The organism is Streptomyces sp. CNT372 (assembly GCF_000377145.1).
This window is the reverse complement of the sequence record NZ_KB897782.1, coordinates 311,340-335,130: the sequence shown is the minus strand read 5'-3', so window position 1 is coordinate 335,130 and position 23,791 is coordinate 311,340. Positions and strand designations below refer to the sequence as shown.

Sequence of the window (23,791 nt, the reverse complement as noted above, 5' to 3'; positions counted from 1 at the left end):
TCGTCCGGGCTGCTCCACCGCATTCGGGCTGTCCTCGCGCACCGTGGGACCTGCCGCGCGTGCAACTGATCCTCTCCGCACGTACCGAAGGTCACGCGTGTCGTCCACCACCCGCACCGATCCCGCCCGGACCGTTTACACCGGCCGCCGGCGCACCGTCATCCTCGCCGTCGTTCTGCCGGCCGCGTTCATGGACCTCCTGGGCGCGACCATCGCCAACATCGCCCTGCCCGCCATCCACACCGACCTGGGCGCTTCACCGGCGCAGACCCGCCCGCCCAGCTGACCGTCCAAAGCGTCCCCGCCCAGCACGCAGGCAGCGGATCCGGCCTGTTCCACACGGTCGTCCAACTCGCCGCATCCCTCGGCGTCACTCCCTTCGGAACCCTCTGCTTCCGCCTCCAGACCGACCGCACAGCAGCCCCACGACGTCGGATCAGCCTTCGCCACCACCATGTGCGTCAGCATCGCCTTCAGTGGACCGGGGTGGACCGGCGGTGCGGTGGGAAGGCATCGTTCGGCACCCGTCCGGAACCGCCCGCCCCGGCACCTGTCCCGCTCGAAGGAACGGCTCCCATGACCCAGGCGCCCCGCCCCGCCCCCGACGTCGACGACCGGCCGGCCACCGCCTGGCTCGCGGACGCCGTCCTGTACCAGATCTACCCGCAGTCCTTCGCCGACGGGAACGGCGACGGCATCGGCGACTTCGCCGGGATCGAGGCCCGCCTCGACCACCTCGTCTGGCTCGGTGTCAACACCGTCTGGCTCAACCCGTGCTTCGCCTCACCCTTCCGGGACGCCGGCTACGACGTCAGCGACTACTACTCCGTCGCCCCGCGCTACGGCACCGACGAGGACCTCGCCCGGCTCGTGGACAGCGCCCGCCGCCGGGGCATCCGCGTCCTGCTCGACCTGGTCGCGGGCCACACCTCCGACCGGCACCCCTGGTTCCTCCGGTCCGCCGGGGACCCCGGCGACCACCGCTACATCTGGGCCGACACCGGGACCCGCCCCCACGGTTTCGAACCGTCCCCAGGCACCCGGCCCGGCTGGTACCGGCCCAACTTCTTCCCCAGCCAGCCCGCCCTCAACTTCGGCTACGCGCGCACCGATCCGGCCGAACCCTGGCGGCAGCCCGTCGACGCCGAGGGTCCGCGCGCCAACCGCCGGGCGCTGCGCGCGATCATGGACCACTGGCTGGGCCTCGGCCTGAGCGGCTTCCGCGTCGACATGGCCGCCTCCCTCGTCAAGGACGACCCGGGCCACACGGAGACCGCCCGGCTCTGGCGCGAGCTGCGCGCCTGGCTGGACGGCGCGCACCCACGCGCCGCGCTGCTCTCCGAGTGGGGCGACCCGGCGGTGTCCGTCCCGGCCGGCTTCCACGCCGACTTCCTCCTCCAGTTCGGCAGCGACGACGACGGCCTCGCGCTGCGCTCCCTCTGGAACAACAACTCCGGCACCGTCAACGAGCAGTGGTCCCCGCTGGAGCCCTACTTCGGCGCCGAGGGGGCGGGCGACGCGCGCACCTTCCTCGCCGGCTGGCGGGCGGCCACCGACGCCATTGCCGCCTCCGGCCGCACTGGCCACATCTCCCTCCCGACCGCCAACCACGACTTCACCCGCCTCGCCTCCGGCCCCCGCACGGCCGAACAGCTCCCGGCCGCCTTCGCCTTCCAGCTCACCTGGCCGACCCTCCCGGCGATCTACTACGGCGACGAGATCGGCATGCGCTACGTCCCCGGCCTGCCGGACCACGAGGGCAGCGTCCTCGGCCCCCGCTACAACCGGGCCGGCTCCCGCACGCCGATGCAGTGGGACGAGGGACCCAACGCGGGCTTCTCCACCGCCCCGGCCGCCGACCTCTACCTCCCCGTCGACCCGTCCCCGGACCCCCCGACCGTCGCCGCGCAGCGCCGCGACCCGGACTCCCTGCTCCACCTGGTCCGCCGCCTGATCGCGCTGCGCAGGTCCACCCCCGAACTGGGCCCGGGCGGCTCGGTCCGCGTCCTCCACGACGGCTACCCGCTGGCCTACGTCCGCGGCGAGCGCTACCTCGTGGTCGTCAACCCCCGCCGCGACGCGGCCGAAACGACCCTGCCGGGCGCGACCACGGCCCACCCGGTCGAGTCCTCCGGCGTCCACGTCGAACCGGACGGCCGCGTGCGGGCCGCGGGGCACGGCTGGGGCGTCTTCGCGCTCGAAGCCTGATCAGCCGCGAGCGGCGTACCGCACGAAGGCGGCCCAGCCGTCTTCGCCGACGCGGAGGTGGGGGCGGGTGACGTCCTTCGAGTCACGCACGCGCACGGTGGCGTCGGCCCGGGCGACCTCGACGCAGGCGCCGCCCTCGCCGCTGCTGTGGCTGCTCTTCGACCAGGCGAGGCCGTCGGACTCGGCGCGCTGAGGAGCGTTCACAGTTCTCCCAGGATCTTCTCGATCAGCGTCAGAGACTCTCGTGGATTGAGCGCCTGACCACGGATGCTTCCGTACCGTGCGGCCATGATACGTACCTCCTCCGGGTCGGTGACCAGCTTGCTGGTGTTCTGGATCTCCAGGTATCCGACCTGCGCGCGCCCTTTGGGCGTGAGCAGAATGAACGGGCCGCCGAGGCTGGGGTGTTCCTGCTGGGTGGTCGGCATGATGTGCAGCTCCACGCTTCGCAGGGCCGCGATCCCGAGCAGTTGTTCCAACTGTTCGCGGTGTACGTCCCTCCCGCCGATGGGCCGGTGGAGAACGGACTCCTCGATGGTGAAGGTGGTCACCGGGGGCGGCCAGCGGCGGAAGATCTCCTGCCGCTCCAGCCGTGCGACCACCCGCTGTTCCACGATGTGCTCGGGCAGCAGTGGCTGGCGGCCGGTGAAGACGGCCCGCGCGTGTGCCTCCGTCTGGAGGAGTCCGGGCAGGGCCAGGCAGCTGTAGTCGTGGACCTCGACCGCCTCCGCCTCCAGCTTCGCGTAGCCCCGGAACCACGACGGATGCTTGACCTTCGCCCGGGCCTTGGCCCTCGCGATGTCCTCCTTCGTCGCGGTCAGCAGTCCGCGCGCGTCCAGCAGCGGGTCGACCGCGTCCAGGAAGTCGTCCTGGGGCGTCCTGCGTCCGCACTCCAGCGAGCGGATCAGTTCCTCGCTGTACCCGAGCCGCTCACCCAGCTCGCGCTGGGTCAGACCCGCCCGCTCCCGCAGCAGGCGGAGTTGGCGGCCGATCGCGCGGAACAGGTCCGCCGCGTCCTCGGCCTCGTCCTCGCCTTCGACCGGACCCGTGAGTTCCATGCCCTGTCGCCCCGTCCTGTTCCCGACGCCCGCCGGTACGCGTACGGTCGCGTACCGGGCCCGAGCAGCGTACGACGGCCCGTCAGCCGCCGCGCCGATCCGCCGGAACGGCACCCCAACGGGTGCCCCGTGCCCACCGGCAGCGGCGGCGGTACCGGACCTCAGCCGCCCCCGTACGCGCCGCCCGCGTACCGACCGAAGCTCTGGCCGACGTGCCGGGAGCGCCACGACGCTGAGTGGCGTGAACGTACCCAACCTTTCCCAGACCCGCCTCGCCCCGGACCGGGCGGCGGCTTCCGAACCGAACCCGGCGGAAGAGCGTTTCACCGTCCTGCTCTCGCCCACCCGGCGTGGTGCCCGGCTCGCACGACGGCTGACGGAGCGGCAACTCGCCGACTGGGCGGTCCCGTCCGGCGCGGCCGAGCACATCGTGGCCGAGCTGGCGGCGAACGCGGTGCAGCACGGGCGCGTCCCGGGGCGGGACTTCCGGCTCACGCTGACGCTGCGTGCGGACGGCGTCCTGCGCATCGCGGTCACCGACGCCCGCGCCGGACGGCTCCCGGCGTGCGCGCCCGACCCGGAGGACGCGGGGACGAAGGAAGGCGGGCGCGGGCTGATGATCGTGGAAGCTCTCGCGGACGACTGGGGTGTGGACGCCGACTCCCGGCCGCCCGCCCGCAAGACCGTGTGGGCGGTGATCCGGCCGGTGCGCCTGTTGTAGGAGCGTACGTCCGGCCCACCGTGCGGGCCGGTTCCGCGTCCTCCCCGGTGCGGGCCCGTACCGGGGGCACCCACGTCCGCGGGGGAGGACGAGCGGACGACGTCAGCGGGGCGCCGCGTCCCGTTCGCGCAGCGCCTGAAGGTGCAGGCTCATACGGAAGTTCGCCGTGCCCGTCGCGAACATCGCCGTCCCGGCCGCCACGGCCGGGACGGAGAGGCCCAGCAGGGCCACCGCCTCCGGCCAGTCGCGCAGGTCCGCGCAGCGGTCGCCGTCCAGGCCGTCGCGGGTGGAGCCCTCGTCGGTGAAGAGCCGGGCCTCGCAGTCGCGGTTCGAGCCGGGCCCCGGGCTGTACGGCGTGAGCAGGATCAGGGCGCACCAGGTCAGGAGGGCTCCGGTGGCGAGCAGCAGGGCGATGCCCCAGGAGCGGATCTTCAGGGCCCGCATGCGGAAGTCGACGTCGAGTTCGCTCTTGAGTTCGTTCCATTGCACGAAGATCGAACTTATCAGCGACGCGTCCCCGGCCCCCGTGCGCACTCCAGCGCCCCCACATCCACCGTGTCCGCCGTCGCCCGCATGCCCGTGTCGTTGGGGTGGAGGTGGTCGCCCGCGTCGAAGGACGGGTGCAGGCGGGTGGGGTGGGCGGGGTCGCGGAGGGAGGCGTCGAAGTCGGCGACCGCGTCGAAGAGGGAGTTCTCGCGGATGCGGGTGTTGACCTCCTGGCGCAGGGCCTCGCCCGCCGGGGTCCAGGCGGGCCAGCCCTCGTACGGCAGGATCGTCGCGCCGACGACGCACACACCGGCCGCGTGGGCGCGGGTCACGATGTCCCGGTAGCCCGCCATCAGTTGGTCCGCCGTGGGCGGGGCGGCGGACTTGATGTCGTTGACGCCCTCGAAGAGGATCACCGACCGCAGGCCGCGGTGGCCGAGGACGTCCCGGTCCAGTCGCTTGACCGCGCTCTCGCCCGTGCCGTCGGCCAGGACCCGGTTGCCGGAGATCCCCGCGTTCGCCACGCCCTTGACCCGGATGGCGCCCTCGCGGAGGCGGGCGGCGAGGAGGTCGGGCCAGCGGCGGTTGGTGTCCGGGGTGGAGGAGAGACCGTCGGTGATGGAGTCGCCCAGGGCCGCGACCGCGCCTGTGCCGGCGGGGGCGTCCACCACGACCGCGTCCAGGTGCGGCCAGGTGCCGAGGGTGCGGGTGAACGGCGTCGCCGACTCGTCGGAGGTGTGGTCGCCCACGGGTGCGGTGTACGAGGTCTGGAGCGCCCGCCGGTGGCCCGTCACCGTGCCCGGCGCGTCCCGGACATGGAGGCTGACGGCGAGGTCCGAGCCGGGCCGGACGGTCATCGGCACCGGGTCGCTGTACACCCACCGGCCCGGCGGCACGCTCACCGAGCGCAGGCCCGCGAAGGTGAGCGGGCGGTTGGTGCCGGGGACGAGTGCGGCGCCGTCGGCCCGTTCACCGGCGTACGCGCTGCCCAGTGTCAGGGCCTCCTCCCCGAACGCGTTGGTGACGCGCACCCGCAGCGCGGTGCCGCCCGCGCTGACCCGGACGATCAGCCGGTGGGTCAGGTCCGGCACGGACGAGGCGGCGAGGCGGTCCGGGCTCGCCGCCCAGGTCACCACCTGGGCCGCCGGGAGCACGGTCCCGGCCGCCCCGGCCGGGGCGCCGGCCCCGGCCGAGGTGCCCGCGCCCGCCAGGACGAGGACGGCGGCCAGCGCGCCGGACAGGGGAGGGAACGGACGGCGGAAGCAGGGTCCGGGCATGGTCGGCCAACTTTCGGCTAAGTGAGGCTGCTGGAGCGGGAGTTGGTTGCCGGGCGTGGCCCGGACTGAAAGGATCACCGTGCGAACGGCGGGAGCGGCGTCACCACGCCGGTGTTCAGCAGTGCGTCCAGCAGGGCGTGCGGCAGTGAGGGAGTGGGACCATGACCGGGACCGAGCCGGCCGCCTCCGCGCGGATCGACACCAGCAGGCCGCATCCGGCGCGCGTGTACGACTGGTATCTCGGCGGGAAGGACAACTACCCCGTCGACGAGGCACTCGGCCGCAGGATCATGGGCGTGGACGGGACCGCCCGGCACGTCGCCCGGACCAACCGCTGGTTCATGCAGCGGGTCACCCGCTGGCTCGCCCGCGAGGCCGGCATCCGCCAGTACCTCGACGTCGGCACCGGCATCCCCACCGAGCCGAACCTCCACCAGATCGCCCAGGCCGTCGCCCCCGAGGCGCGGATCGTCTACACCGACAACGACCCCATCGTCCTCACCCACGCCGAGGCCCTGCTCCGCAGCACCCCCGAAGGGATCACGGACTACGTCCAGGCCGATGTGCGCGAGCCGGGCCGCATTCTCGAACAGGCCCGCAAGACACTGGACTTCGGCGCGCCGGTCTCGCTCTCCCTCGTCGCCCTCACGCACTTCCTCGGTGACGACGACCGGCCCTACGACCTGGTCGCCGAACTCGTCTCCGCCCTGCCGTCCGGCAGCTACCTCGTCCTGTCGCAGCTCACCGCCGACCTGGACCCGGCGGCCGTGATGCGGGGGGTTCAGATGTACGCCGCCGGCGGAGTCACCCTCGCCCCGCGCACCCACGCCGAGGTCACCCGGTTCTTCGACGGGCTGGACGTGGTCGACCCCGGCGTCGTCCAGCTGACGCGGTGGCACCCCGAGCTGGCGGTGGACGAGGCCGTCGACCCGAACGCGGTCATCTCGCTGTACGGGGCGGTCGGCCGCAAGCCGTAGCCCGCACCCGTGGCCGGTCCCGTGACCACTCCCGTGGCCCCTCCCGTGGCCGGTCCCGGGGCAGGGGCCGGAACGGGGGTATACGCCGTCCGCCCCCGTCCCCCAAAGTCCGCTTATGGTCCGCACGCGCCTATGATGCGCCGGTGTTCGATTCACGGCACATCAGGACGTTCCACGAGGTGGTCAGGACCGGGTCCTACTCGGCCGCCGCCCGCGCCCTCGGGTACACCCAGCCCGCCGTCACCCAGCAGATGAAGGCCCTCGAACGCGACGTCGGCTCGGCGCTCTTCGTACGGGTCGGACGGGGGATGCGCCTCACCGAGGCGGGCGAGGCGCTGTCCCGGCATGCGGGCAGCATCCTCGACTCCATGTCCGCCGCCCGCGAGCAGCTCAGCGCGATCACCCGGCTGCGGTCCGGCCGGGTACGCCTGTGCGCGTTCCCGAGCGCGGTGTCCACCCTGGTCCCCGAGGCCCTCGCCCGGCTCGCCGCCTCCCACCCCGGCATACGCGTCGACCTGCTGGAGGACGAGCCGCCCGCCTCGCTGCGCCGGCTGGCGCGCGGCGAGTGCGACCTCTCCCTGGCGTTCAGCTACCCGGGGCTGCGCGAGGAGGTGCCCGAGGAACTGGTCGGCACACCGCTCCTGGAGGACCAGCTCGTCGTCCTGCTGCCCGCACGGCACCCGCTCGCCCGGCGGCGGGCCGTGCGGCTCACGGATCTGGCGGACGAGCGCTGGATCGCCGGGTGCCCGCGCTGCCGCGCCAATCTGCTCCATGAGTGCGCCGAGTCCGGCTTCGTCCCCGACATCGCCTTCACGACCGACGACAACCTGGCCGTGCAGAGCCTCGTCGCCGAGGGGCTCGGCGTGTCGATGATCCCCTCGCTGGTGCTGAACTTCCTCCGCCACCCGGACGTCGTCGGGCGGCCCATCCAGCCGGTCACCCGCCGCCGGATCGTCGCCTATGTCCTGCGCGAGCATCTGCGCATCCCCGCCACCGCGCTCCTGCTGGATGAACTGCGCACGGTGGCGGCCAACAAGACCGGCTGCTAGGAGGTCTCCGGGACGAGGGCCGGCCGAGGACCGATGCCCGGACCGGCCCGGCGGCCCGGGGCCCTGAGAGCGCGGCCCCGCGGCCCGGCGGCACTATAAGCGCGGCTTGGGAACGGGCAAGAAACCGTCGTTGGACGTGATGGACGGCCACCCCGACGCTGCCCCTATGACCATCGCGCCCACCGCCTTCACCGCACCCCGCGTCACGGACCGGCTCGCCGCACTGCTCGACGGCGTCCGCCGGGCCGTGAGCCGGGGACTGCCCCCGGACCCGACCGCCCGACTCGTCGGCGAGGCCCTCGCCCCGCACCTCGGCGCCGCCGACCTGCTCACCGACGAGCAGTGCCAGGGCGACCCCGAGCGCTACCGCCAGCACCTGCTGCACGCCGAGCACGACGGCAGCTTCTCGGTGGCCGCCCTGGTGTGGCTGCCCGGCCAGGCCACCTCCGTGCACGACCACATCGCCTGGTGTACCACCGGCATCCACCAGGGGGCCGAGCACGAACGCCGCTACCGGCTGGTGCCCGCGGGCGGGCCCGACTCCCCGGCCCGTCTCGTCGCCACCGCCGATGTCGTCAACGCCCAGGGCGAGGTCTGCGGCTTCGCCCCGCCCGGCGACATCCACGCGGTGCGCAACGCCGGGCCGGGCACGGCGATATCCCTGCATGTGTACGGCGCGGACATATCCCGCAGCGGCACCAGCGTCCGGCGCGTCTACAATCTGCCGACCGACTGCTGATGGGCTTCCTGACGGCACCCGCCACCGGAACCCCACCGTCCACCCGCCCCCGCGCACCACGCGGCGGCCTCCTGCCCGGGCTGGGCCTCGCCGTCTGCGGAGTGGCGGCCGCCTGGCTGGTGCACCGGGCCCTGCCCGCCGTGCCCCTGCTCACCGCCGCCGTCGTCCTGGGCATCACGGCCGCCCAGCTGCCGCGGCTGCGCCGGGCCGTGGCCGGGCCGGGCCGCCCGGGTCTGTCGTTCGCCGCCCGGCGCCTGATGCGCATCGGGATCGTGCTGCTCGGGCTCGGTCTCGGCCTGGACGACATCCTCGGGCTGGGCTGGGAGACCGCCGTGGTCGTGCCCGTCGTCGTCGGCGCCACCCTGCTCGGGACCTGGTGGCTGGGCCGCCGGCTCGGGCTGCCCGGCGACCAGCCGCTGCTGATCGGCGTCGGGTACGCGATCTGCGGCGCCTCCGCCATCGGCGCCGTCGCCGAGTCCCGCGACAGCGACGAACGCGACGCCGCGACCGCAGTCGCCCTGGTGACCCTGTGCGGCACCCTCGCCATCGCCGTACTCCCGCTGCTCCAAAGGCCGTTGGGGCTCGGGGACGCGGCCTTCGGCCGCTGGGTCGGCGCGAGCGTGCACGACGTCGGCCAGGTCGTCGCCACGGCCCGTACCGCCGGTGCGGACGCGCTCGACGAGGCCGTGATGGTGAAGCTGATGCGGGTCGCGCTGCTGGCGCCCGTGGTCGCGGCCGTCGCCCTCTCGGTACGCCGCCGCGCGGGCACCCGCGCCGCCGGCGGCGGAACCCGGGCCGGCCGGCGGCGGGTACCCCTGGTGCCGCTGTTCGTCGCCGGGTTCCTGTGCGCGGTGGCCGTCCGCAGCACCGGACTGCTCCCCACCGCGGCCCTCGGCGTCGCCGACGTGGCCCGGGAACTGCTCCTGGCGGCGGCCCTGTTCGCCCTCGGCAGCGCCGTGCGCCTGCCCGTCCTGGCCCGCACCGGCGGCCGGGTCGCCCTGCTCGGCCTGTGCGCGTGGGTGGTCGTGGCCGGGCTGTCGTACGGGGGCGTGGTGCTGCTGGGCGGCTGACGCGAGGACGTGAGCGGGGTCCGGTGCCTGCGGCAGGGGCACAGGAACGGTCGGCCAGGGTGTCCGGTTCGCGCATCGCCTCGGCGTGGGCGCTCATCCGGCGGGCCACCGTCCCGGCCGTGAACAGGACCGTGCCCGCGAGCGCCACCGGGAACGACGGCCCGAGCACGAACAACGCCTCCGACCAGTCGCGTTCGGCCGCGCAGTGGGTGCCGTACCGCACGCCCTCGTCGGCCGTGCCGGCGTCGGTCAGCAGCCGCGACTCGCAGGACACCGGATCGTCGTCCCCGGCTCCTCGGCCCGGTACGGCGTGAGCAGCAGGACCGCGCACCACGTCCACAGCAGGCCCGCAAGGGCGAGCAGACCGGCGCCCCGGGGCACGTGTGCGTGAAGCCCGGTCGCGGAAGCCCGGGTCGTACCCGCGTGCTCGCATGGCCGATGAACCTGTCAGCGCACCGGCCGCACGGCCGACGGGGCCGCCCTGCGCCGCAGAGCGAGGTCCGCGCCCCGGCGGGCGGGGGAGCGCCCGCCGGGTGCCGGCACGTGCCCGGAGACCGGCCCCCGCGCGGCCGTACCGCCGCGCCGCCGGAGTGGCGGAGGGCGGCCGTGCCGCCGTCGGTGTGGGGGGTCCGGCACGGTGGCCGCCGGGGCCGGAGCTCCGGGCACCGGCAGGACGGTAGGGGCCCCGGGCCGCACCTGCCTATCCGTGCTCCGCGTTTACGGATACGCAAACAAATCCGGGCACCGGCTGGTCCAACGCGACTGCGGCTCTGCCCAGTTGGGGGACTACCGGCGGCCCCGACCGCGCGGCAGCGTCTGCCCCGACTGCGACTCCATCTTCCGCCGCGCCCGGGCGACATGCTGCTCCACCGTGCGCGGCGAGAGATGCAGCGTGGCGGCGATCTCCTTGTTGGTGAGGCCGGTCGCCGCCAGGTCCGCCACCTCCTGCTCGCGCGGCGACAGCCGGTCCCCGTAGCCGGGGCGCCCGCGCGGGCGGTGGCTCTCGGCGGCCGGCTGGTGGGCGCGGAGCAGGGCACGCACGCGGGCCGCGTCCCAGACCGCGCCCAGCTCGGTCAACCCCTCGACGCAGGAGGTCAGTTGGGCCACCGCCGTCCCGGTGTCCCCGCCCGCGGCGAGCAGGCACCGGGCCGCTCCCTCCGTGGCCAGGACGACCGCGTACGGGCGGGGCAGCCCCGCGTAGACGAGGGCCGACTCACGGAACAGCCCGGCGGCCCGCGTGTGCTCGCCCTCCGCCTCGGCGAGCAGGGCCCGGCACCACAGCAGCGCCGCGTCGGAGGCCGGGGCCTGGCGGCCCTCCAGCCCGGCCGCGTACTCGCCGGTCATGTTCCGCGCCGTGGCGTGCCGGCCCGCGCGCAGGGCCGCCTCCACGGCCCACGGCGCGAGTTCCGCCGCCCACACCCATACGCCCTTGTCCCGCACCCGGTCCCAGGCACCGGACGCCTCGCTGACGGCGGACTCGATGTCGTCGCGGACCAGGGCCATCCGGATCAGCGCGCCGGAGGCGGCGGCCAGGTGGGGGACGGCGGAGCCGTTCGCGTCGCGCGGGCCCTCGCCCGTGAGCCAGGCCGTCGCCTGCTCCCACTCGCCCTTGGAGAGGGCGAGCATGCCGAGGACGATCCGGCCGTCCACCGCCATGCCCGGCATGGTCTCCGCCTCGGAGGTGAACGCCCGCGCCCGGGACGGCAGATCGGCCCAGGCGCCCTCGGCCCAGTCCAGCAGCAGACGCGTGCCGCGCGCACCCTCCTCCACATAGGCGGCACCGCTGCGGGTCGCCAACTCAAGCCCTTCGGCGAGGAGTTCGCGGGCCGGTCCCAGCTCGCCCAGCCACAGCGCGCCGTCCGCCGCGTTGCACAGCCCACGCGCCACATGCTGCTGGTACGTCGGGTCGGTGGTGTGTCGCGGCAGGGCCTCCAGCGCCTGCCAGGCCGCCGGATCGCCCACGTACATCAGCGTGCCGACCCGGTTGGCGGCCACGGCCGTGCGCGCCTCCTCGTCGCCGCTGTCCGCGCCCGCCTTCTCCGCGCGCTCCAGCCAGTGGAGGTTGCGCTCCAGCGGCACGGTCGACAGCAGCGGCATGGCGAGCGCCGCCATGGCCCGCGCGGCCATCACCGGCCTCTCCTGGAGCTCCTCCACGGCCCGCTGGAGCTCCAGCCAACCCTGCACCCCGGCCACGGCCTGGTTGCACAGCAGCAGCCCGAGGTCCAGCCGGATCTGGCCGCGCACGGCGGCGGGCAGGGACTGCTCGTCGAGGATCTGCCGCAGCACGGTCACCGTCTGCTCCGAACGCAGCCCGAGCACCGCACTGTGCGCCAGCAGCGGCGCGAGCCGGGCCCGGGCGCTCAGCGGGACGGTCGGCCGGGACAGGGTCTGTTCCAGCAGGTCGACCGCCGCCTGGTGATCCCCGGCCGCGGCGCTCTCCCGGGCGGCCTGCTCCACCGCGTGGAGCCAGCCGCGCACCTCGCCACCGTGCCGCCGGTGCCGGGCGAGGGCCGGCCACGGCACCGGACGCCGGTGGCCGAGGACGTGCGCGGCACTGCGGTGCAGCTGCCGCCGCACCGGTCCGGGCACCTCGTCGTACACCGCCGTCGCGGCCAGCGGCACGAAGAACCCGTACCGGCCGGACGCGTCCTCCGTCAGCACGCCCGTGCGCAGCGCCGACACCAGGGCCCGGGTGCCCCACTCGCCGCTCAGCCCGGCGACCGCCGTCAGCTCCTCGGCCTCCACGGGCTCGCCCAGCACCGCCGCCGCCCACGCGACCGGGCGGACCCGCTCGGACAGGCCGGCCGTACGGGCGAGGGCCAGCTGCGCCAGCCGCGGCGGGACGCCGACCGCTTCCAGGTCCCGGGCCGTGTACCGCTCCCGGTGCTCGCCGGTCTCGCGCAGCAGCCGCGCCAGATCGACGACGATCTGCGGGACGCCGCCGGAGCCGTGGGCGATGCGGGTGAAGAGGTCGGCCGGGCCGCAGTCGGGACCCAGTCCCTCCTCGACGAGAGCGCGCACCTGCCCGGCGTCGAACGGCGCGAGCCGCAGCCGCCGGACCGAGAGCCCGGCGGGCAGGGCGGCCCCCCGGCCCAGGACGAGCCCGGGCTCGCGGAGTTCCTCGGGGCGGTAGGTCAGGACCACGGCGAGCCGGGCGGGCGGGCCGGCGAGCAGCCGGCGCAGCAGATCCAGCGCGGGACGGTCGGCGAGGTGCACGTCCTCGACGACGAGGAGCGCGGTGTCCGTCCCGCCGCCGCCCGCCCGGCTCTCCCGGGCGTCGGCGAGCCGCGCGGCGAGGGCGTCGCGCAGGGCGGCACCGGTGAGCGGCGGCGGGACGTCCGCGGCGAGAGGGGAGGACGAGGGGTGCGGCTCGCGGGTCCCGGCGGGGGCTTCGTCCCAGCCCTCGGAGGGGGCGGGCCGGGCGCCCGGGGAGGGGGTTGTGGTCCCGGTGGCCGGGGCGGCGTCGCCTCGACCGGGGGGCGCGGGCGTGCCGGGGTCGGTGGACCCGGGCGGGGCCGGAGGCGAGGGCGCCGGGCCCGTGCCGGTGGCGGCGGACACGGGCCGGGCTCCCGCCCCGCCGGCACCCCGGTCCGGCACCGTGGCGCGGACGCCCTGACCGTCGCCCGTACCGGCCGCGGCCGGTACGGAGCGGGCGGGGGAGCCGGTCCGGGCGGAGGCACCGCCCCCGGGCGCCGGGGGGCGGCCCCCGGCCGCCGCCCCGCCGCCCTGCGGCCCGCGCCCGGTCGGCAGGGCGGCCCGCGGGCCGGGCGCGGGTCCGGCGGTGACCGACGCGCCGAACGGCGTGCACATCACGGTCACCGTCCGCGCGCCCGCCGCCTCGGCCGCCGCCAGCAGCCGCCGCGCCAGCCGCGACCGTCCCGTGCCCGCCGCGCCCTCGACGAGCAGCAGCGCGGCCTCGTCGGCGGGGTACGCCTCGTCCGCGCCGACGGCGCCGGGGGTGTCCCACGTGAGGACCTGGGACAGCCAGCGGTCTCCTTCGGCATCACTCACCGTGTCCACCGAATCACTCTCCTGGGAGGTTCCGGGGCATTTCGATTCTTTACGTATACGGGTTTCAGTGTCCCTGATTGAAGCGATACGGCGCGGACAGCAATGTTGAGCTGCCGCAGAAGATCTGCATGGCTGTCGACGGCCGGCCTGTGCTGTGGGTCGGGCCGGATCAGTGAGCCGGGCAGGATCCACAGAACAGGCCCTCGGCGGGACGTACCCCGCCTCCCGGCCGCTGGACCTTGGTCGAGGCGACCACGCCCGATCGAACAGGAGCCCAAGTGATTGCCATAGAACGTGCCTCGGACCCGGCCCGGGAACGGGCGGGTCCAGCCTCGGGTCTCAGGGGCCTGGCCCACTGCGCGATGCCCGCCTCGCCGGAGGCCGCGCGGAGACTACGGCGCCTCGCCCGGGCGGTCGCACGCCGGTGGCGACTGTCCGACCACCTGGACGAGGCGTTGTCGGTGATCGTCACCGAACTGGTGACGAACGTGGTCATGCACAGCGGCAGCTCCTGGGTCTCCACCGTGATCACCGTCCGGGAGGACTCCGTGACGGTCGAGGTCATGGACGGCGGATGCTGGAAGGACCGTCCGGACCGGCGCCAGGAGCCCCTGGACGCCAATGTGCCCTGCGGCAGGGGCCTCCGCCTGGTCGACGCGTACGCGTACCGCACAGTCGCGCACCGCACCGACACGGGCAGCGTGGTCCTCGCCGAGATCCCCCTCCGCCCCGGCCGGTCCGCGGGCGCGTTCCGCTCGGGGTACTCCTCCGCGACGGCGGTTGCGGACGATCCCGAGGACGACGGCCCGGTCGATCCGGACCTGGGGCTCGACCCCGCCCTCGATCCCGACCTGGACCTGGAGATGGCGGAGACGCTGGAGACGGACGACGACCTCTCCCTCGACGAGTTCGAGGGCCTGGCGGACGTCGACGTGGAGGCGGAACTGGAGCTGGAGGAGCTCGACCGGGACATGGACATGGACATGGATCTGGACCTGGGAATGCGCCCGTGACGGCGGCCCCGAAGGCCCCGGTCCCGCCGGGGCCCGCGTGCGGCCCTGTCCCGTGACAGCCCGCCCGGCACCTTCGGCACGGAGTGACGCGGCTTCGGCCGCGCCCCGTGCCGGATCCCGGCACCCGGCGCGGGCGGACGCCCCGCCCGGGGCCGTCGGGCCCCCGCGTCCGTGCCCTGCCCCGGGGTCGGCGCGACCGAGAGCCTTCGCCCCGACCGGTGCCGGTGCGTGCGGCGCGCCGCACGGGGTGAGCCGTGCGGCACCGCGCGTGACCGCGCCGGTGCGGGGTGGAGGGCCGACCGCGCACCCTCGTGACCGACCGGGTGGCGCACCCGTTCGACCACGAGGGCATGGGCCCGGCCGGCGGCGGTGGAACCCCCGCCGGGCCCCGCGCGCGTGCCCTCACCCCAGCAGCGTCCCCGTCGCCCGTTCCAGGACCGAGGAGATCCGGTCCCACGCCGCCGTGTCCCTCGGGACGGCGGGCAGTTCCGTAGCCCCGCCCGGACCCCCGTGGCCGCTGTCGCCCCAGCCTGCCGCCAGCCCCACCGCGTCCTCGCCGGTCGCGGCCGAGGCCGCCAGCGCCGCCGCGCCCAGGGCCACGAGTTCCGTGGTCGACGGGAGGATCAGCGGGCGGCCCGAGAGGCGGCGGACCGTCTCCACCCAGTGACGGCCCCGAGCGCCCCCGCCGACCAGCCGCAGCGGCCGTCCGGCCGCCTCCGCCCCGCCCGGGTCCTCGCCGCAGGCGTGCAGGACCTCGTCGAGCGCGCGCAGCACCGTCACCACCGCGCCCTCGTACGCCGCGCCCAGGATCTGCTGGCGGGTCGTCGTGTGCCGCAGGCCCGTGAGCAGGCCCGCGGCCCCCGGCAGATCCGGGGTGCGTTCGCCGTCGAGGTACGGCAGGACCACCAGCTCACCGCCCGCCTCGGCCGCCTCCCGGCCCAGGCCCAGCAGGGCGGCGACCTTGTCCACGGCCTGCGTGCAGTTGAGCGTGCAGGCCAGCGGGAGGTATGTGCCGTCGGCCGCCGCGAACCCCGCCAGCGCGGGCGAGGCGGGCCGGGTGCGGGTCGCCGCGAAGACCGTGCCCGAGGTGCCGAGGCTGAGCGCCGGGTGGTCCAGCAGGCCCGCCCCGCCGAGCCCGAGCCCCACCGCCGCGGCCATGTTGTCCCCGGTGCCCGCCGCCACGGCCACCGTGTCCGGCAGCCCCAGCTCCGCCGCCGCGGCCGGGGTGAGGGAGCCGACCCGGGTGCCGCCGGTCTCCGCCACGGCCGGCAGCAGCCGCGCGTCCAGACCGGTGAGATCGAGCAAGCCGGCGTCCCAGGCGCCCTCGGCCGTCGAGTACCAGCAGGTCCCGGACGCGTCCCCGGGGTCCGTGGCGGCCACCCCCGCGAGGCGTTCGGTCAGGAAGTCGTGCGGGAGGCGTACGGCGGCCGCCGCCTCGGCCGCGGCCGGGTCGTTCTCCCGCAGCCACTGCCACTTGGCCGCGGTCATGGAGGCGACCGGTACCGACCCCGTCCGCGCCGTCCACGCGGCCGGGCCGCCCAGTGCCTCGGTGAGGGCGGCGGCCTGCGGCGCGGAGCGCGTGTCGTTCCACAGCAGCGCGGGCCGCAACGGGGCGCCCCTGCCGTCGAGGACCACCAGGCCGTGCTGCTGTCCGGCGACCGCGATCCCGACGACGTCCGCCGCGCCCGCGCCCGCCGCGGCCAGCTCCCGCAGGCCCCCGGCGACGGCCTCCCGCAGGGCCGCCCACCAGGTCTCCGGGTCGCTCTCGCGCGCCCCGCCCTCGCCACGGACCCGGTGCGGGGCGCGGCCCACGGCGAGCAGACGGCCGGTGACGGCGTCCGTGAACGCCGCCTTCGTGGACTGCGTCGAACTGTCCACCCCGATGACGACCGGGTTCGTCGGCATGGCTCCGCCTTTCGCTCCGGGGCACGGCCCACCGAGCGGGCCGATATTCGGCAGGGTCGAGAACAAATTACGCCACGGTCACCGGGGCGAACAGACGTCGGGCCTCTTCTGTCACTGGTCCTCGGTGTGCATCATTAGTAATGCAAGAAAACAAAATCGAGGTCTAGGGCGGACACGGTCATGACGGAACGCTTCAGTCCCACCCCCGACGACAGGTTCAGCTTCGGTCTGTGGACCGTCGGCTGGCAGGGTCGCGACCCCTTCGGCGACGCCACCCGGCCTCCGCTGGACCCGGCCGAATCGGTCCGTCACCTCGCCGGGCTGGGCGCGTACGGCGTCACCTTCCACGACGACGACCTGATCCCCTTCGGCGCGGACGAGGCCGCACGCGACGCGCACATCAAGCGCTTCCGGCGGGCCCTCGACGAGACCGGGCTCGTGGTGCCGATGGCGACCACCAACCTCTTCACCCACCCCGTCTTCAAGGACGGCGGCTTCACCGCGAACGACCGCGACGTCCGCCGGTACGCGCTCCGCAAGACCCTCCGCGCCATCGACCTCGCCGCCGAACTGGGCGCGCGGACCTATGTCGCCTGGGGCGGCCGGGAAGGGGCCGAGTCGGGGGCCGCCAAGGACGTGCGCCTGGCCCTGGACCGGATGAAGGAGGCGTTCGACCTGCTCGGCGAGTACGTCACCGAGCAGGGCTACGCGCTCCGCTTCGCCATCGAGCCCAAGCCCAACGAGCCGCGCGGCGACATCCTGCTGCCCACCGTGGGCCACGCCCTCGCCTTCATCGAACGCCTGGAGCGGCCCGAGCTGTACGGGGTGAACCCGGAGGTCGGCCACGAGCAGATGGCGGGCCTCAACTTCCCGCATTCCATCGCCCAGGCGCTGTGGGCCGGCAAGCTCTTCCACATCGACCTCAACGGCCAGAGCGGCATCAAGTACGACCAGGACCTGCGCTTCGGCGCCGGTGATCTGCGGTCCGCGTTCTGGCTGGTCGACCTGCTGGAGACGGCGGGGTACGAGGGCCCGCGCCACTTCGACTTCAAGCCGCCGCGCACCGAGGACGCGGCGGGGGTCTGGGAGTCCGCGGCGGGCTGTATGCGCAACTACCTGATCCTCAGGGAGCGCGCGGCCGCCTTCCGGGCCGACCCGGAAGTCACCGAGGCGCTGCGCGCGGCCCGCCTCGACGAGCTGGCGCGGCCCACCGCCGAGGACGGACTCCCCGGACTCCTCGCGGACCGGGGGGCGTTCGAGGACTTCGACGCGGACGCGGCGGCGGCGCGCGGGATGGCCTTCGAACGGCTGGACCAGCTCGCGCTGGACCACCTCCTCGGCGCCCGCGCCTGACCCGACCCCGCCGCTTGCGCCGGAGCGGGCGCCGCTTGCTCTGGACCGGGCCACGTGCCGGACCGGGCCGCGTGCCGGAGCAGGCCGCGCATCGTGTGCGTGTGCGGCCGCGCGCCTGACCCGGCCCCGGACCGGGCGCCGCTTGCCCCGGAAAACCGGCCGTGCGCCGGACCGGGCCGCGCGCCCGACCGGGCCATGCTCCGGGCCCGGCCTCGCGCCGGACCGGGCCGCGTGCCGCGTGCTCGCCCGCCCTGCGGGGATCCCGCCCGGTGGGGGCACCCACCCGAGCCCGCCCGGCCCGGGCATGCACCCGAGCCCGCCCGGCCCGGGCATGCACCCGAGCCCGCCCGGTCCGGGTACGCACCCGAGCCCGCCGGCCCCGCGCCGTCCCGCACACGATCCGGCCCGGTCGGGGCCCCGGTCCGGGCCCCGTGTCAGACCCCGGCCGCTCCGGCGGCCGAGGGCCGGGCGTAGGCGACCGGGTCCGCCAGTACGTCGCGGAGGACCAGGGCCGCCGCGCCCCGGACTGCGTCCGCCGCCGGGGAGGACGGGCGCAGGCGCTCCCCGTCCGCGGACCACAGCCCCGACACCACCCGTCTCGTCAGCTCCTCGCCCACCGGGGGCGCCAGCCAGGGCAGCAGGGGCCGGTAGATGCCGCCGAGGACGACCGCGTCCGGGTCGAAGAGGTTCACCGCGCCCGCCAGCACCCGGCCGAGCGCCCGCCCCGCGTCCGTGAGGGCCGCCCGCGCCCCCGGGTCGCCCGCCGCGGCCCGGTGCTCCAACTCCGTGACACCGCTCGCGCCGGACCGCTCGTCGACCCCGGCCGCGCGCAGCAGCGCGGTCTGCCCCGCGTACTGCTCCAGGCAGCCGCGCGAGCCGCAGCGGCACAGGGGCCCGTCGTCGGAGACGGTCACATGGCCGATCTCGCCCGCGAACCCGTTCGCGCCGCGGAGCAGTTCACCGCCGAGGACCAGCGCGCCGCCCACCCCGATCTCGCCCGTGAGGTACAGGAAGGTGCGGGCCGCGCCCAGGCCGCCGAACCACAGTTCGGCCAGGGCCGCGAGGTTCGCCTCGTTCTCCGAGCGGACCCGCAGCGGCGCCCGGCCGGGGCGCAGCGCGGCAAGGGCGTCGGCGAACGTGGCCTCCGCCTCGACCGCCGTCCAGCCCAGGTTGGGCGCCTGGCGCACCGTGCCGGAGGCGACCAGGCCGGGCAGCGCAAGCGCCGCCCCGACCGGGGTCAGCTCCTGCTCGGCGGCCGAGGCGAGGGCCCGCGCGGCCGTCCGGGCGGCGTGGGCGAAGACCAGCGCCGGGTCGGTCCCGCGGTTGTCGAGATGCTCGACCAGCCGGACCCGGTCGGTGCCCGCGAGGTCCACCACGCACACCGAGACATAGTCGACGTTGATCTCCACGCCCAGCCCGGCGACCCCGGTGCGGGCGACCTTCAGCACCGTGCCCGGGCGGCCGGCCTGGCCGCTGAAGGTCTTGCCGGACTCGGTCAGGAAGCCGCTCTCCAGCAGCTGTTCGACCAGGGAGGAGACGGCGGCCCGGGTGAGCCCCACCCGGGCCGAGACCCCGGCCCGGGTCACCTCGCCCGCGTCGCGGACCGTGCGCAGTACCAGGCTCAGGTTGTGCCGCCGCACCGTCTCGCGGTCCGCCTTCGGTTCCAGCGGCGGCAGTGCCCCGCGCCCGCCGCCTGCGTCGTTCCCGTTCATCGTGTTCCGAGCCTATGCCGCGCCGCGCCGTGCTACGCGCCCGCCCGATCCGTCTCCCGGGCGGCGGCGTCCCCGTGGTGCGCCGCGTCCCCGAGGTCCGCCGCGTCCCCGGGGGCCGCCGCGTCGTCCGTCCGGTCGGGAACGGTGTCCGCCGGCGGTTCCCAGGACGCCGGTTCCCTGGCGATCCGACGCTCCCCGTCGGTGAGCGGCGGGCCGGGCAGCTGCGCCTGCCGGGGGCCGCGCAGGACGGCCAGCGCGATCTCCGGCCGGGCCAGGGAGGCGAGCGGGGCGGACAGGGTCATCACGTCGAAGAGCGCCTTCATCACGATCGGCCGGCCGGTCGCCGTCAGCATCAGCCGGTCCACATAGCGGCGCAGCAGCTCCGAACCCCGCCCGGGCGCCTTCCCCTTGGCCCCCGGGTAGAGGATGTCCTGCCCGGTGGCCAGGTCCCAGGCCATGGAGACCGGGCGGGCGACGGCCCGCTGCACCCGCCGGGCGAGCCCCGGGGCGCCGATCCCGTGGCGTTCCAGCTCGGTGCGCAGTGCGACGACCCCCTGCGCGGCCACCGACATGCCGTGCCCGTACACGGGGTTGTAGGTGGCGACCGCGTCGCCGATCGCGACGAAGCCCTCCGGCCAGCGGTCCGCCTTCTCGAAGAAGCGCCGCCGGTTGATCGTGCTCCGGTTGACCACGACCTCGGTCAGCGGCTCCCGCAGGGAGATCAGCTCACCGACGACCGGGTGCCGCACCGAGCGGGCGAAGTCCTCGAACTCCTCGGCCGCACCGGTCGGCCGGCCGCCGCGGGTGCCGGAGAGGGTCACCAGCCAGCGCCCGCCCTCCAGGGGCACGATGGTCGCCGTCCGGCCCGGCCGCGGCTCGCGCGCGTCGGCCTGCACGTTCACCACGGGGAAGTCCTCCGCGCCCTTCGGCGCGAGGAAGATCCGGCTGGCGTAGGCGAGGCCCGAGTCGACCTCCTCCTCGTCCACCCTGCCGAGGCCGAGAGCGCTCAGCCACTCCGGCGCCCGGGAGCCGCGCCCGCTCGCGTCCACCACCAGGTCCGCCGCCAGCGGGCGTTCACCGTGCTCGTCGCAGCGCACCCGCACGCCGTGCACCCGGTGCGCGTCGCCGTCGAGGCCGAGGAGTTCGGTGCGCTCGAGGAGACGGACGTTCGGCAGGGCGAGAACCTGCTCGCGGACCACCCAGTCCAGCAGGTCCCGGCTGCACGCGATCAGGAACTGCATCTCCGGCCAGCGCCGGAACCAGCCGAGGGCCGACATCGAGACCAGGCCGGTCGGCAGCGGGATGCGCCGCGCCCCCGCGGCGAGCCAGCGGTCCGTGGTGCCAGGCAGCAGGGACTCGATCGCCCGCGCGCCGCCGCTCCACAGCAGATGGGCGTGGTGCGCCTGGGGAAGACTGCGGCGGGCGCGCGGCCCGTCGGGCAGGACGTCGCGGTCGACGACGGTCACCTCGCCGGCGTACCGGGCGAGGACGGCGGCGGCCAGCATGCCGGCCAGGCCGCCGCCGACGACCACGGCGGAGCGCGGGGCGCTCCGACCGGTTCTCACAGGATCACTCACAGGGCCGCTCACGGGATCGTTCATGGGGTGCCGCTCTCCGACCTGACGGCACGCGTGCGCGCCGCCGCGACGACGGGGGACTGTCGCAGCGCGAGGGAGATGCGCACCAGGTCGCGCGGCCCCTCGGCTGCCTCGGTCGTGTATGTCTGCGCCGAGCTGATGATCTCCCCGTCGGGATCGGCCGCGCGGGCCCGTAGGGCGCCCGCGACCATCGCCGCGTCGCCGGCCGCACGGGCCTGGTGGCCGTCTGCGCCCGCGGCGAGGGACTCCTCGTACACGGTGGCGCGCAGCTCCCGGTCGAAGTACGGGTCCAGTTGCAGCAGCCGGTCGTGGATGTCCGACTCGCGCTGGGTGACGCGAAGTTCGGCGGGGGAGAAGAAGGAGATGCGGACCGTGGGGGTGCCGGGGGGCGCGGCGGCGCGCAGTTCCCGCCAGAGCGGACCCAGCCGCCGGTACGTCCGCCAGGCGTGCCAGTGGTCGGACAGGCGCTGGCCCACCAGCGGCAGGATGAAGCCGATGGCGCTGAGCAGCGCCCCGACCGAGGCCAGGGGCGGGGCGAGGACGCTGCTGAGCCCGTCCCAGTCGACCCCGGCCCAGCGGGCGAACACGGCGGCGAACTTGGTCACGCCGTAGGCGAGGTTGAAGAGGGAGCCGCAGACGATGACGGTCAGCCCGCCGCGCAGCCAGCCGTGCACCCGGGTCGACCAGCTCCAGCAGAGCACGGTCATGGCGACCGCGGCCACGCTGTGCGCGATCAGGTACAGCACGATCATCTCGCGCATGTACGGCGTGTTCGCGTAGTAGGTGTCCAGGTCCCGCAGCCGCTCCACCGGGGCGTCACCGAGCAGGAACAGCGCGATCAGGGCGACCACGACCGCGCTGTAGCCGGCGATCCAGCGCAGGGACTCCCGGCGGGTCTCCTCGGGCGGCCCGCCGCGCCAGTTGACCAGCAGGATCAGACAGGATGCGCTGAACGCCGAGAGGATGCAGTAGACCAGCGGGGCCGAGATGTTGGGGACGCCGGTGATCCGGTTGACCTCGCCGATGGTCGGCGGCGCGGCGAAGAAGAAGGTGCAGGCGCCGAGGACCAGCAGGGCGCAGACCGAGCGCAGCAGCGGGTCACGCCAGTCGCGCACCATACCCGGCAGCTTGAACGCCAGTGCGACGGCGAGGGCGGCGGCCGGAATGTAGTAGTCGGAACCGTCCACGCATCAGCCCTGTGGCCCGCGGTATCCCAGCGACGCGCCGATACGGCCGGCCAGGCCGTCGCGCCGGACGGGACCGCGCCCGGTCGAACCGGCCAGCCAGGCACGGCACTTGCTGCCCAAAAGCAGACCGAAGCTCTCCGCCTCGCGCTCCTCGGCCGCGTCCGAACGCGAGCGGGCCGCGACCTTGAGCACGGTGGCCCGGAGGTCGGCCTCGTCCGACAGCATTCGGGCGGCGACCGCGGCTCCCTCGACGTGGTGGCCGCAGTGGCCCGCCTTCATGTGCCACAGCTCGTGGCCGAGAATGACCAGCTGGTGGTAGGGGGCGGTGCGTTCCTCGATGACGACGAGGTCCTGTTCGGCCATGTCCAGCCACAGCCCGCTGGCCGTGCCCGGGGGGAAGGACGCCATCCGGTAGCGCACCGGGCGGCCGCGGCGGCGGCTCATGCCGTCGCACAGCGCCTGGTACAGGTCGGCGGGCTCGGCGGGCGCGGGGAGGTCGATCCCGGCGACCAGTTCGCCGCACAGCCGGCGCATGTCCTTGCCGATGCTCACCGCACTCCTCTCCCCGCGCGTGCCTGCCGGGACGCGTCGGAATCCCGCCTGTCCGGATGTCAGCCGTCGGTCGGCTTGGTGCTCTCCAGGAGCAGGTCCAGCCACTCGGTGACCTTGTCCCGGTGCTTGTCCGTGGGCAGTTGGGCTGCCCGCCAGGCGATGCCACGTACCCCATGGTCCTGCAACAGGCGCTCCAGTGGGTCGCTTTCCCCGGCGAAGTCCTGAAGCAGCCCCTGCTCGGTGCGGCGAAGGGCGCCGTCGAGGGCGTCCGTGTCGTCGGCCGTGAGGAAGCCCGCGTGGACCTGGAAGAAGCGCTGGATCGCCGCGCAGTGCTCCATGGTGGGGCGGCGGTCACCGTTGATCAGCGCACCCGCCTGCTGGCGCGACATGCCCGCTCCGTCGGCTATCTCCTGCTGGGTGTAGCGCCGGCCGTTGGGCTTGAGCCGGGTCCTGCGCAGCAGGTCGAACCGCTGGAGGAAGCGCGCCTGGAGGTCGGGCTCGCCGGCCTGCCTGCCGTCGAGCAACTCGCGGACCACGTCCGCGGGTACGCCCGAGGCCTCGGAGAGCAGGTCCACGTCGAAGACCTCGACGTGGCTGATTCCGAGCTTGTCCGCGAGGTCGGCGATCCGGGCGACGGTGGCGGCGAGCTGGCCGCCCGATGTCGGAGCCGGAACCGAGAAGCCGTCCGTCACCAGTGGGTCTCCTAGATCATGCGGGGCTGCCCCGCACTCAACGGGCTGCCGGGAGATTAACCGTTTCGAGCGATTGCAGCCAGGCCCTGCCACAGTTGTGGCGTGAACGTGACGCTCATCGCGGCCGAATGCCACGATAGTTGACACCACCGTACGAGCGGTAGCAGGATCACGGTGGAACAA

At 75.1% G+C, this 23,791-nt stretch carries 21 protein-coding genes; 10 read left to right on the top strand and 11 right to left on the bottom strand.

Going from position 1 to position 23,791, the window contains the following annotated elements; translation table 11 throughout:
- Window positions 1-97: 97 nt before the first annotated feature.
- The gene (locus C593_RS0116615) at window positions 98-286 is read left to right on the top strand and encodes a hypothetical protein (RefSeq protein ID WP_018848429.1); all 189 of its coding nucleotides are present in this window, start codon (window positions 98-100) and stop codon (window positions 284-286) included.
- A 290-nt stretch (window positions 287-576) separates the two neighbouring features.
- Window positions 577-2,208 (top strand): alpha-amylase family glycosyl hydrolase, encoded by a 1,632-nt coding sequence (locus C593_RS0116610; protein ID WP_018848428.1) that lies wholly within the window; start codon window positions 577-579, stop codon window positions 2,206-2,208.
- On the opposite strand, the gene C593_RS0116605 is transcribed toward C593_RS0116610, so the two are convergent.
- Window positions 2,209-2,412 carry a DUF397 domain-containing protein gene (locus C593_RS0116605; RefSeq protein ID WP_018848427.1) on the bottom strand — a complete coding sequence of 68 codons (204 nt, stop codon included), beginning with the start codon at window positions 2,410-2,412 and terminating at the stop codon, window positions 2,209-2,211.
- A complete protein-coding gene (locus C593_RS0116600) occupies window positions 2,409-3,266 on the bottom strand; it encodes a Scr1 family TA system antitoxin-like transcriptional regulator (protein WP_018848426.1) in 858 nt (285 codons plus the stop codon). The genes C593_RS0116605 and C593_RS0116600 overlap by 4 nt, the downstream gene beginning before the upstream one ends.
- 241 nt (window positions 3,267-3,507) lie before the next feature.
- On the opposite strand from C593_RS0116600, the gene C593_RS31805 reads away from it, so the two are divergent.
- Window positions 3,508-3,987 carry an ATP-binding protein gene (locus C593_RS31805; RefSeq protein WP_018848425.1) on the top strand — a complete coding sequence of 160 codons (480 nt, stop codon included), beginning with the start codon at window positions 3,508-3,510 and terminating at the stop codon, window positions 3,985-3,987.
- A 102-nt stretch (window positions 3,988-4,089) separates the two neighbouring features.
- On the opposite strand, the gene C593_RS0116590 is transcribed toward C593_RS31805, so the two are convergent.
- Entirely contained in the window at window positions 4,090-4,476 is a 387-nt protein-coding gene (locus tag C593_RS0116590; protein WP_486591142.1) for a hypothetical protein, read from the bottom strand.
- A 14-nt stretch (window positions 4,477-4,490) separates the two neighbouring features.
- Window positions 4,491-5,750 (bottom strand): SGNH/GDSL hydrolase family protein, encoded by a 1,260-nt coding sequence (locus C593_RS0116585; RefSeq protein ID WP_018848423.1) that lies wholly within the window; start codon window positions 5,748-5,750, stop codon window positions 4,491-4,493.
- A 161-nt stretch (window positions 5,751-5,911) separates the two neighbouring features.
- Here C593_RS0116585 and C593_RS0116580 point away from each other — a divergent pair, with 161 nt between their 5' ends.
- The 5 genes from C593_RS0116580 (at window position 5,912) to C593_RS33055 (ending at window position 9,899) form a co-directional block, all read left to right on the top strand.
- On the top strand, window positions 5,912-6,727 hold the full coding sequence (locus C593_RS0116580; protein ID WP_018848422.1) for an SAM-dependent methyltransferase: 816 nt from the start codon (window positions 5,912-5,914) through the stop codon (window positions 6,725-6,727).
- A gap of 143 nt (window positions 6,728-6,870) precedes the next feature.
- Entirely contained in the window at window positions 6,871-7,776 is a 906-nt protein-coding gene (locus C593_RS0116575) for a LysR family transcriptional regulator (protein ID WP_026277759.1), read from the top strand.
- A gap of 166 nt (window positions 7,777-7,942) precedes the next feature.
- Window positions 7,943-8,515 (top strand): cysteine dioxygenase, encoded by a 573-nt coding sequence (locus tag C593_RS0116570; protein ID WP_018848420.1) that lies wholly within the window; start codon window positions 7,943-7,945, stop codon window positions 8,513-8,515.
- Complete coding sequence (locus C593_RS0116565; protein WP_018848419.1) at window positions 8,515-9,585, top strand: putative sulfate exporter family transporter; 1,071 nt, start codon at window positions 8,515-8,517, stop codon at window positions 9,583-9,585. The genes C593_RS0116570 and C593_RS0116565 overlap by 1 nt, the downstream gene beginning before the upstream one ends.
- A 119-nt stretch (window positions 9,586-9,704) precedes the next feature.
- Window positions 9,705-9,899, top strand: coding sequence for a hypothetical protein (locus C593_RS33055; RefSeq protein WP_158686860.1), 195 nt, complete (start codon window positions 9,705-9,707; stop codon window positions 9,897-9,899).
- Window positions 9,900-10,371: 472 nt separating this feature from the next.
- On the opposite strand, the gene C593_RS29915 is transcribed toward C593_RS33055, so the two are convergent.
- Window positions 10,372-13,605: a LuxR C-terminal-related transcriptional regulator gene (locus C593_RS29915; RefSeq protein WP_051093709.1), complete on the bottom strand. Its 3,234-nt coding sequence runs from the start codon at window positions 13,603-13,605 to the stop codon at window positions 10,372-10,374.
- Window positions 13,606-13,874: 269 nt separating this feature from the next.
- Between C593_RS29915 and C593_RS33830 the strand changes: the two genes are divergently transcribed.
- Entirely contained in the window at window positions 13,875-14,609 is a 735-nt protein-coding gene (locus C593_RS33830; RefSeq protein WP_486591141.1) for an ATP-binding protein, read from the top strand.
- A gap of 402 nt (window positions 14,610-15,011) precedes the next feature.
- On the opposite strand, the gene xylB is transcribed toward C593_RS33830, so the two are convergent.
- The gene (xylB, locus tag C593_RS0116545) at window positions 15,012-16,514 is read right to left on the bottom strand and encodes a xylulokinase (protein ID WP_018848417.1); all 1,503 of its coding nucleotides are present in this window, start codon (window positions 16,512-16,514) and stop codon (window positions 15,012-15,014) included.
- A gap of 180 nt (window positions 16,515-16,694) precedes the next feature.
- On the opposite strand from xylB, the gene xylA reads away from it, so the two are divergent.
- On the top strand, window positions 16,695-17,867 hold the full coding sequence (gene xylA / locus C593_RS0116540) for a xylose isomerase (RefSeq protein WP_018848416.1): 1,173 nt from the start codon (window positions 16,695-16,697) through the stop codon (window positions 17,865-17,867).
- A 434-nt stretch (window positions 17,868-18,301) separates the two neighbouring features.
- Here xylA and C593_RS0116535 read toward each other — a convergent pair whose 3' ends face one another.
- The 5 genes from C593_RS0116535 to C593_RS0116515 form a co-directional block, all read right to left on the bottom strand.
- Window positions 18,302-19,579 carry an ROK family protein gene (locus C593_RS0116535; protein WP_018848415.1) on the bottom strand — a complete coding sequence of 426 codons (1,278 nt, stop codon included), beginning with the start codon at window positions 19,577-19,579 and terminating at the stop codon, window positions 18,302-18,304.
- Between the two features lie 32 nt (window positions 19,580-19,611).
- The gene (locus C593_RS29905; protein WP_486591140.1) at window positions 19,612-21,180 is read right to left on the bottom strand and encodes an FAD-dependent oxidoreductase; all 1,569 of its coding nucleotides are present in this window, start codon (window positions 21,178-21,180) and stop codon (window positions 19,612-19,614) included.
- Complete coding sequence (locus C593_RS0116525) at window positions 21,177-22,364, bottom strand: MAB_1171c family putative transporter (protein ID WP_018848413.1); 1,188 nt, start codon at window positions 22,362-22,364, stop codon at window positions 21,177-21,179. The genes C593_RS29905 and C593_RS0116525 overlap by 4 nt, the downstream gene beginning before the upstream one ends.
- A 3-nt stretch (window positions 22,365-22,367) precedes the next feature.
- Window positions 22,368-22,898 carry a hypothetical protein gene (locus tag C593_RS0116520; RefSeq protein WP_026277757.1) on the bottom strand — a complete coding sequence of 177 codons (531 nt, stop codon included), beginning with the start codon at window positions 22,896-22,898 and terminating at the stop codon, window positions 22,368-22,370.
- A 77-nt stretch (window positions 22,899-22,975) separates the two neighbouring features.
- A complete protein-coding gene (locus tag C593_RS0116515; protein ID WP_018848411.1) occupies window positions 22,976-23,608 on the bottom strand; it encodes a helix-turn-helix domain-containing protein in 633 nt (210 codons plus the stop codon).
- Window positions 23,609-23,791 lie beyond the last annotated feature (183 nt).

Excerpts from the sequence above, each read along its gene's own strand:
- C593_RS0116610 (WP_018848428.1), top strand. The coding sequence starts at position 577 with ATGACCCAGGCGCCCCGCCCCGCCCCCGACGTCGACGACCGGCCGGCC.
- C593_RS0116600 (WP_018848426.1), bottom strand. The coding sequence starts at position 3,266 with ATGGAACTCACGGGTCCGGTCGAAGGCGAGGACGAGGCCGAGGACGCG.
- C593_RS0116585 (WP_018848423.1), bottom strand. The coding sequence starts at position 5,750 with ATGCCCGGACCCTGCTTCCGCCGTCCGTTCCCTCCCCTGTCCGGCGCG.
- C593_RS0116580 (WP_018848422.1), top strand. The coding sequence starts at position 5,912 with ATGACCGGGACCGAGCCGGCCGCCTCCGCGCGGATCGACACCAGCAGG.
- C593_RS0116570 (WP_018848420.1), top strand. The coding sequence starts at position 7,943 with ATGACCATCGCGCCCACCGCCTTCACCGCACCCCGCGTCACGGACCGG.
- C593_RS0116565 (WP_018848419.1), top strand. The coding sequence starts at position 8,515 with ATGGGCTTCCTGACGGCACCCGCCACCGGAACCCCACCGTCCACCCGC.
- xylB (WP_018848417.1), bottom strand. The coding sequence starts at position 16,514 with ATGCCGACGAACCCGGTCGTCATCGGGGTGGACAGTTCGACGCAGTCC.
- xylA (WP_018848416.1), top strand. The coding sequence starts at position 16,695 with ATGACGGAACGCTTCAGTCCCACCCCCGACGACAGGTTCAGCTTCGGT.
- C593_RS0116535 (WP_018848415.1), bottom strand. The coding sequence starts at position 19,579 with ATGAACGGGAACGACGCAGGCGGCGGGCGCGGGGCACTGCCGCCGCTG.
- C593_RS29905 (WP_486591140.1), bottom strand. The coding sequence starts at position 21,180 with ATGAACGATCCCGTGAGCGGCCCTGTGAGTGATCCTGTGAGAACCGGT.
- C593_RS0116520 (WP_026277757.1), bottom strand. The coding sequence starts at position 22,898 with ATGCGCCGGCTGTGCGGCGAACTGGTCGCCGGGATCGACCTCCCCGCG.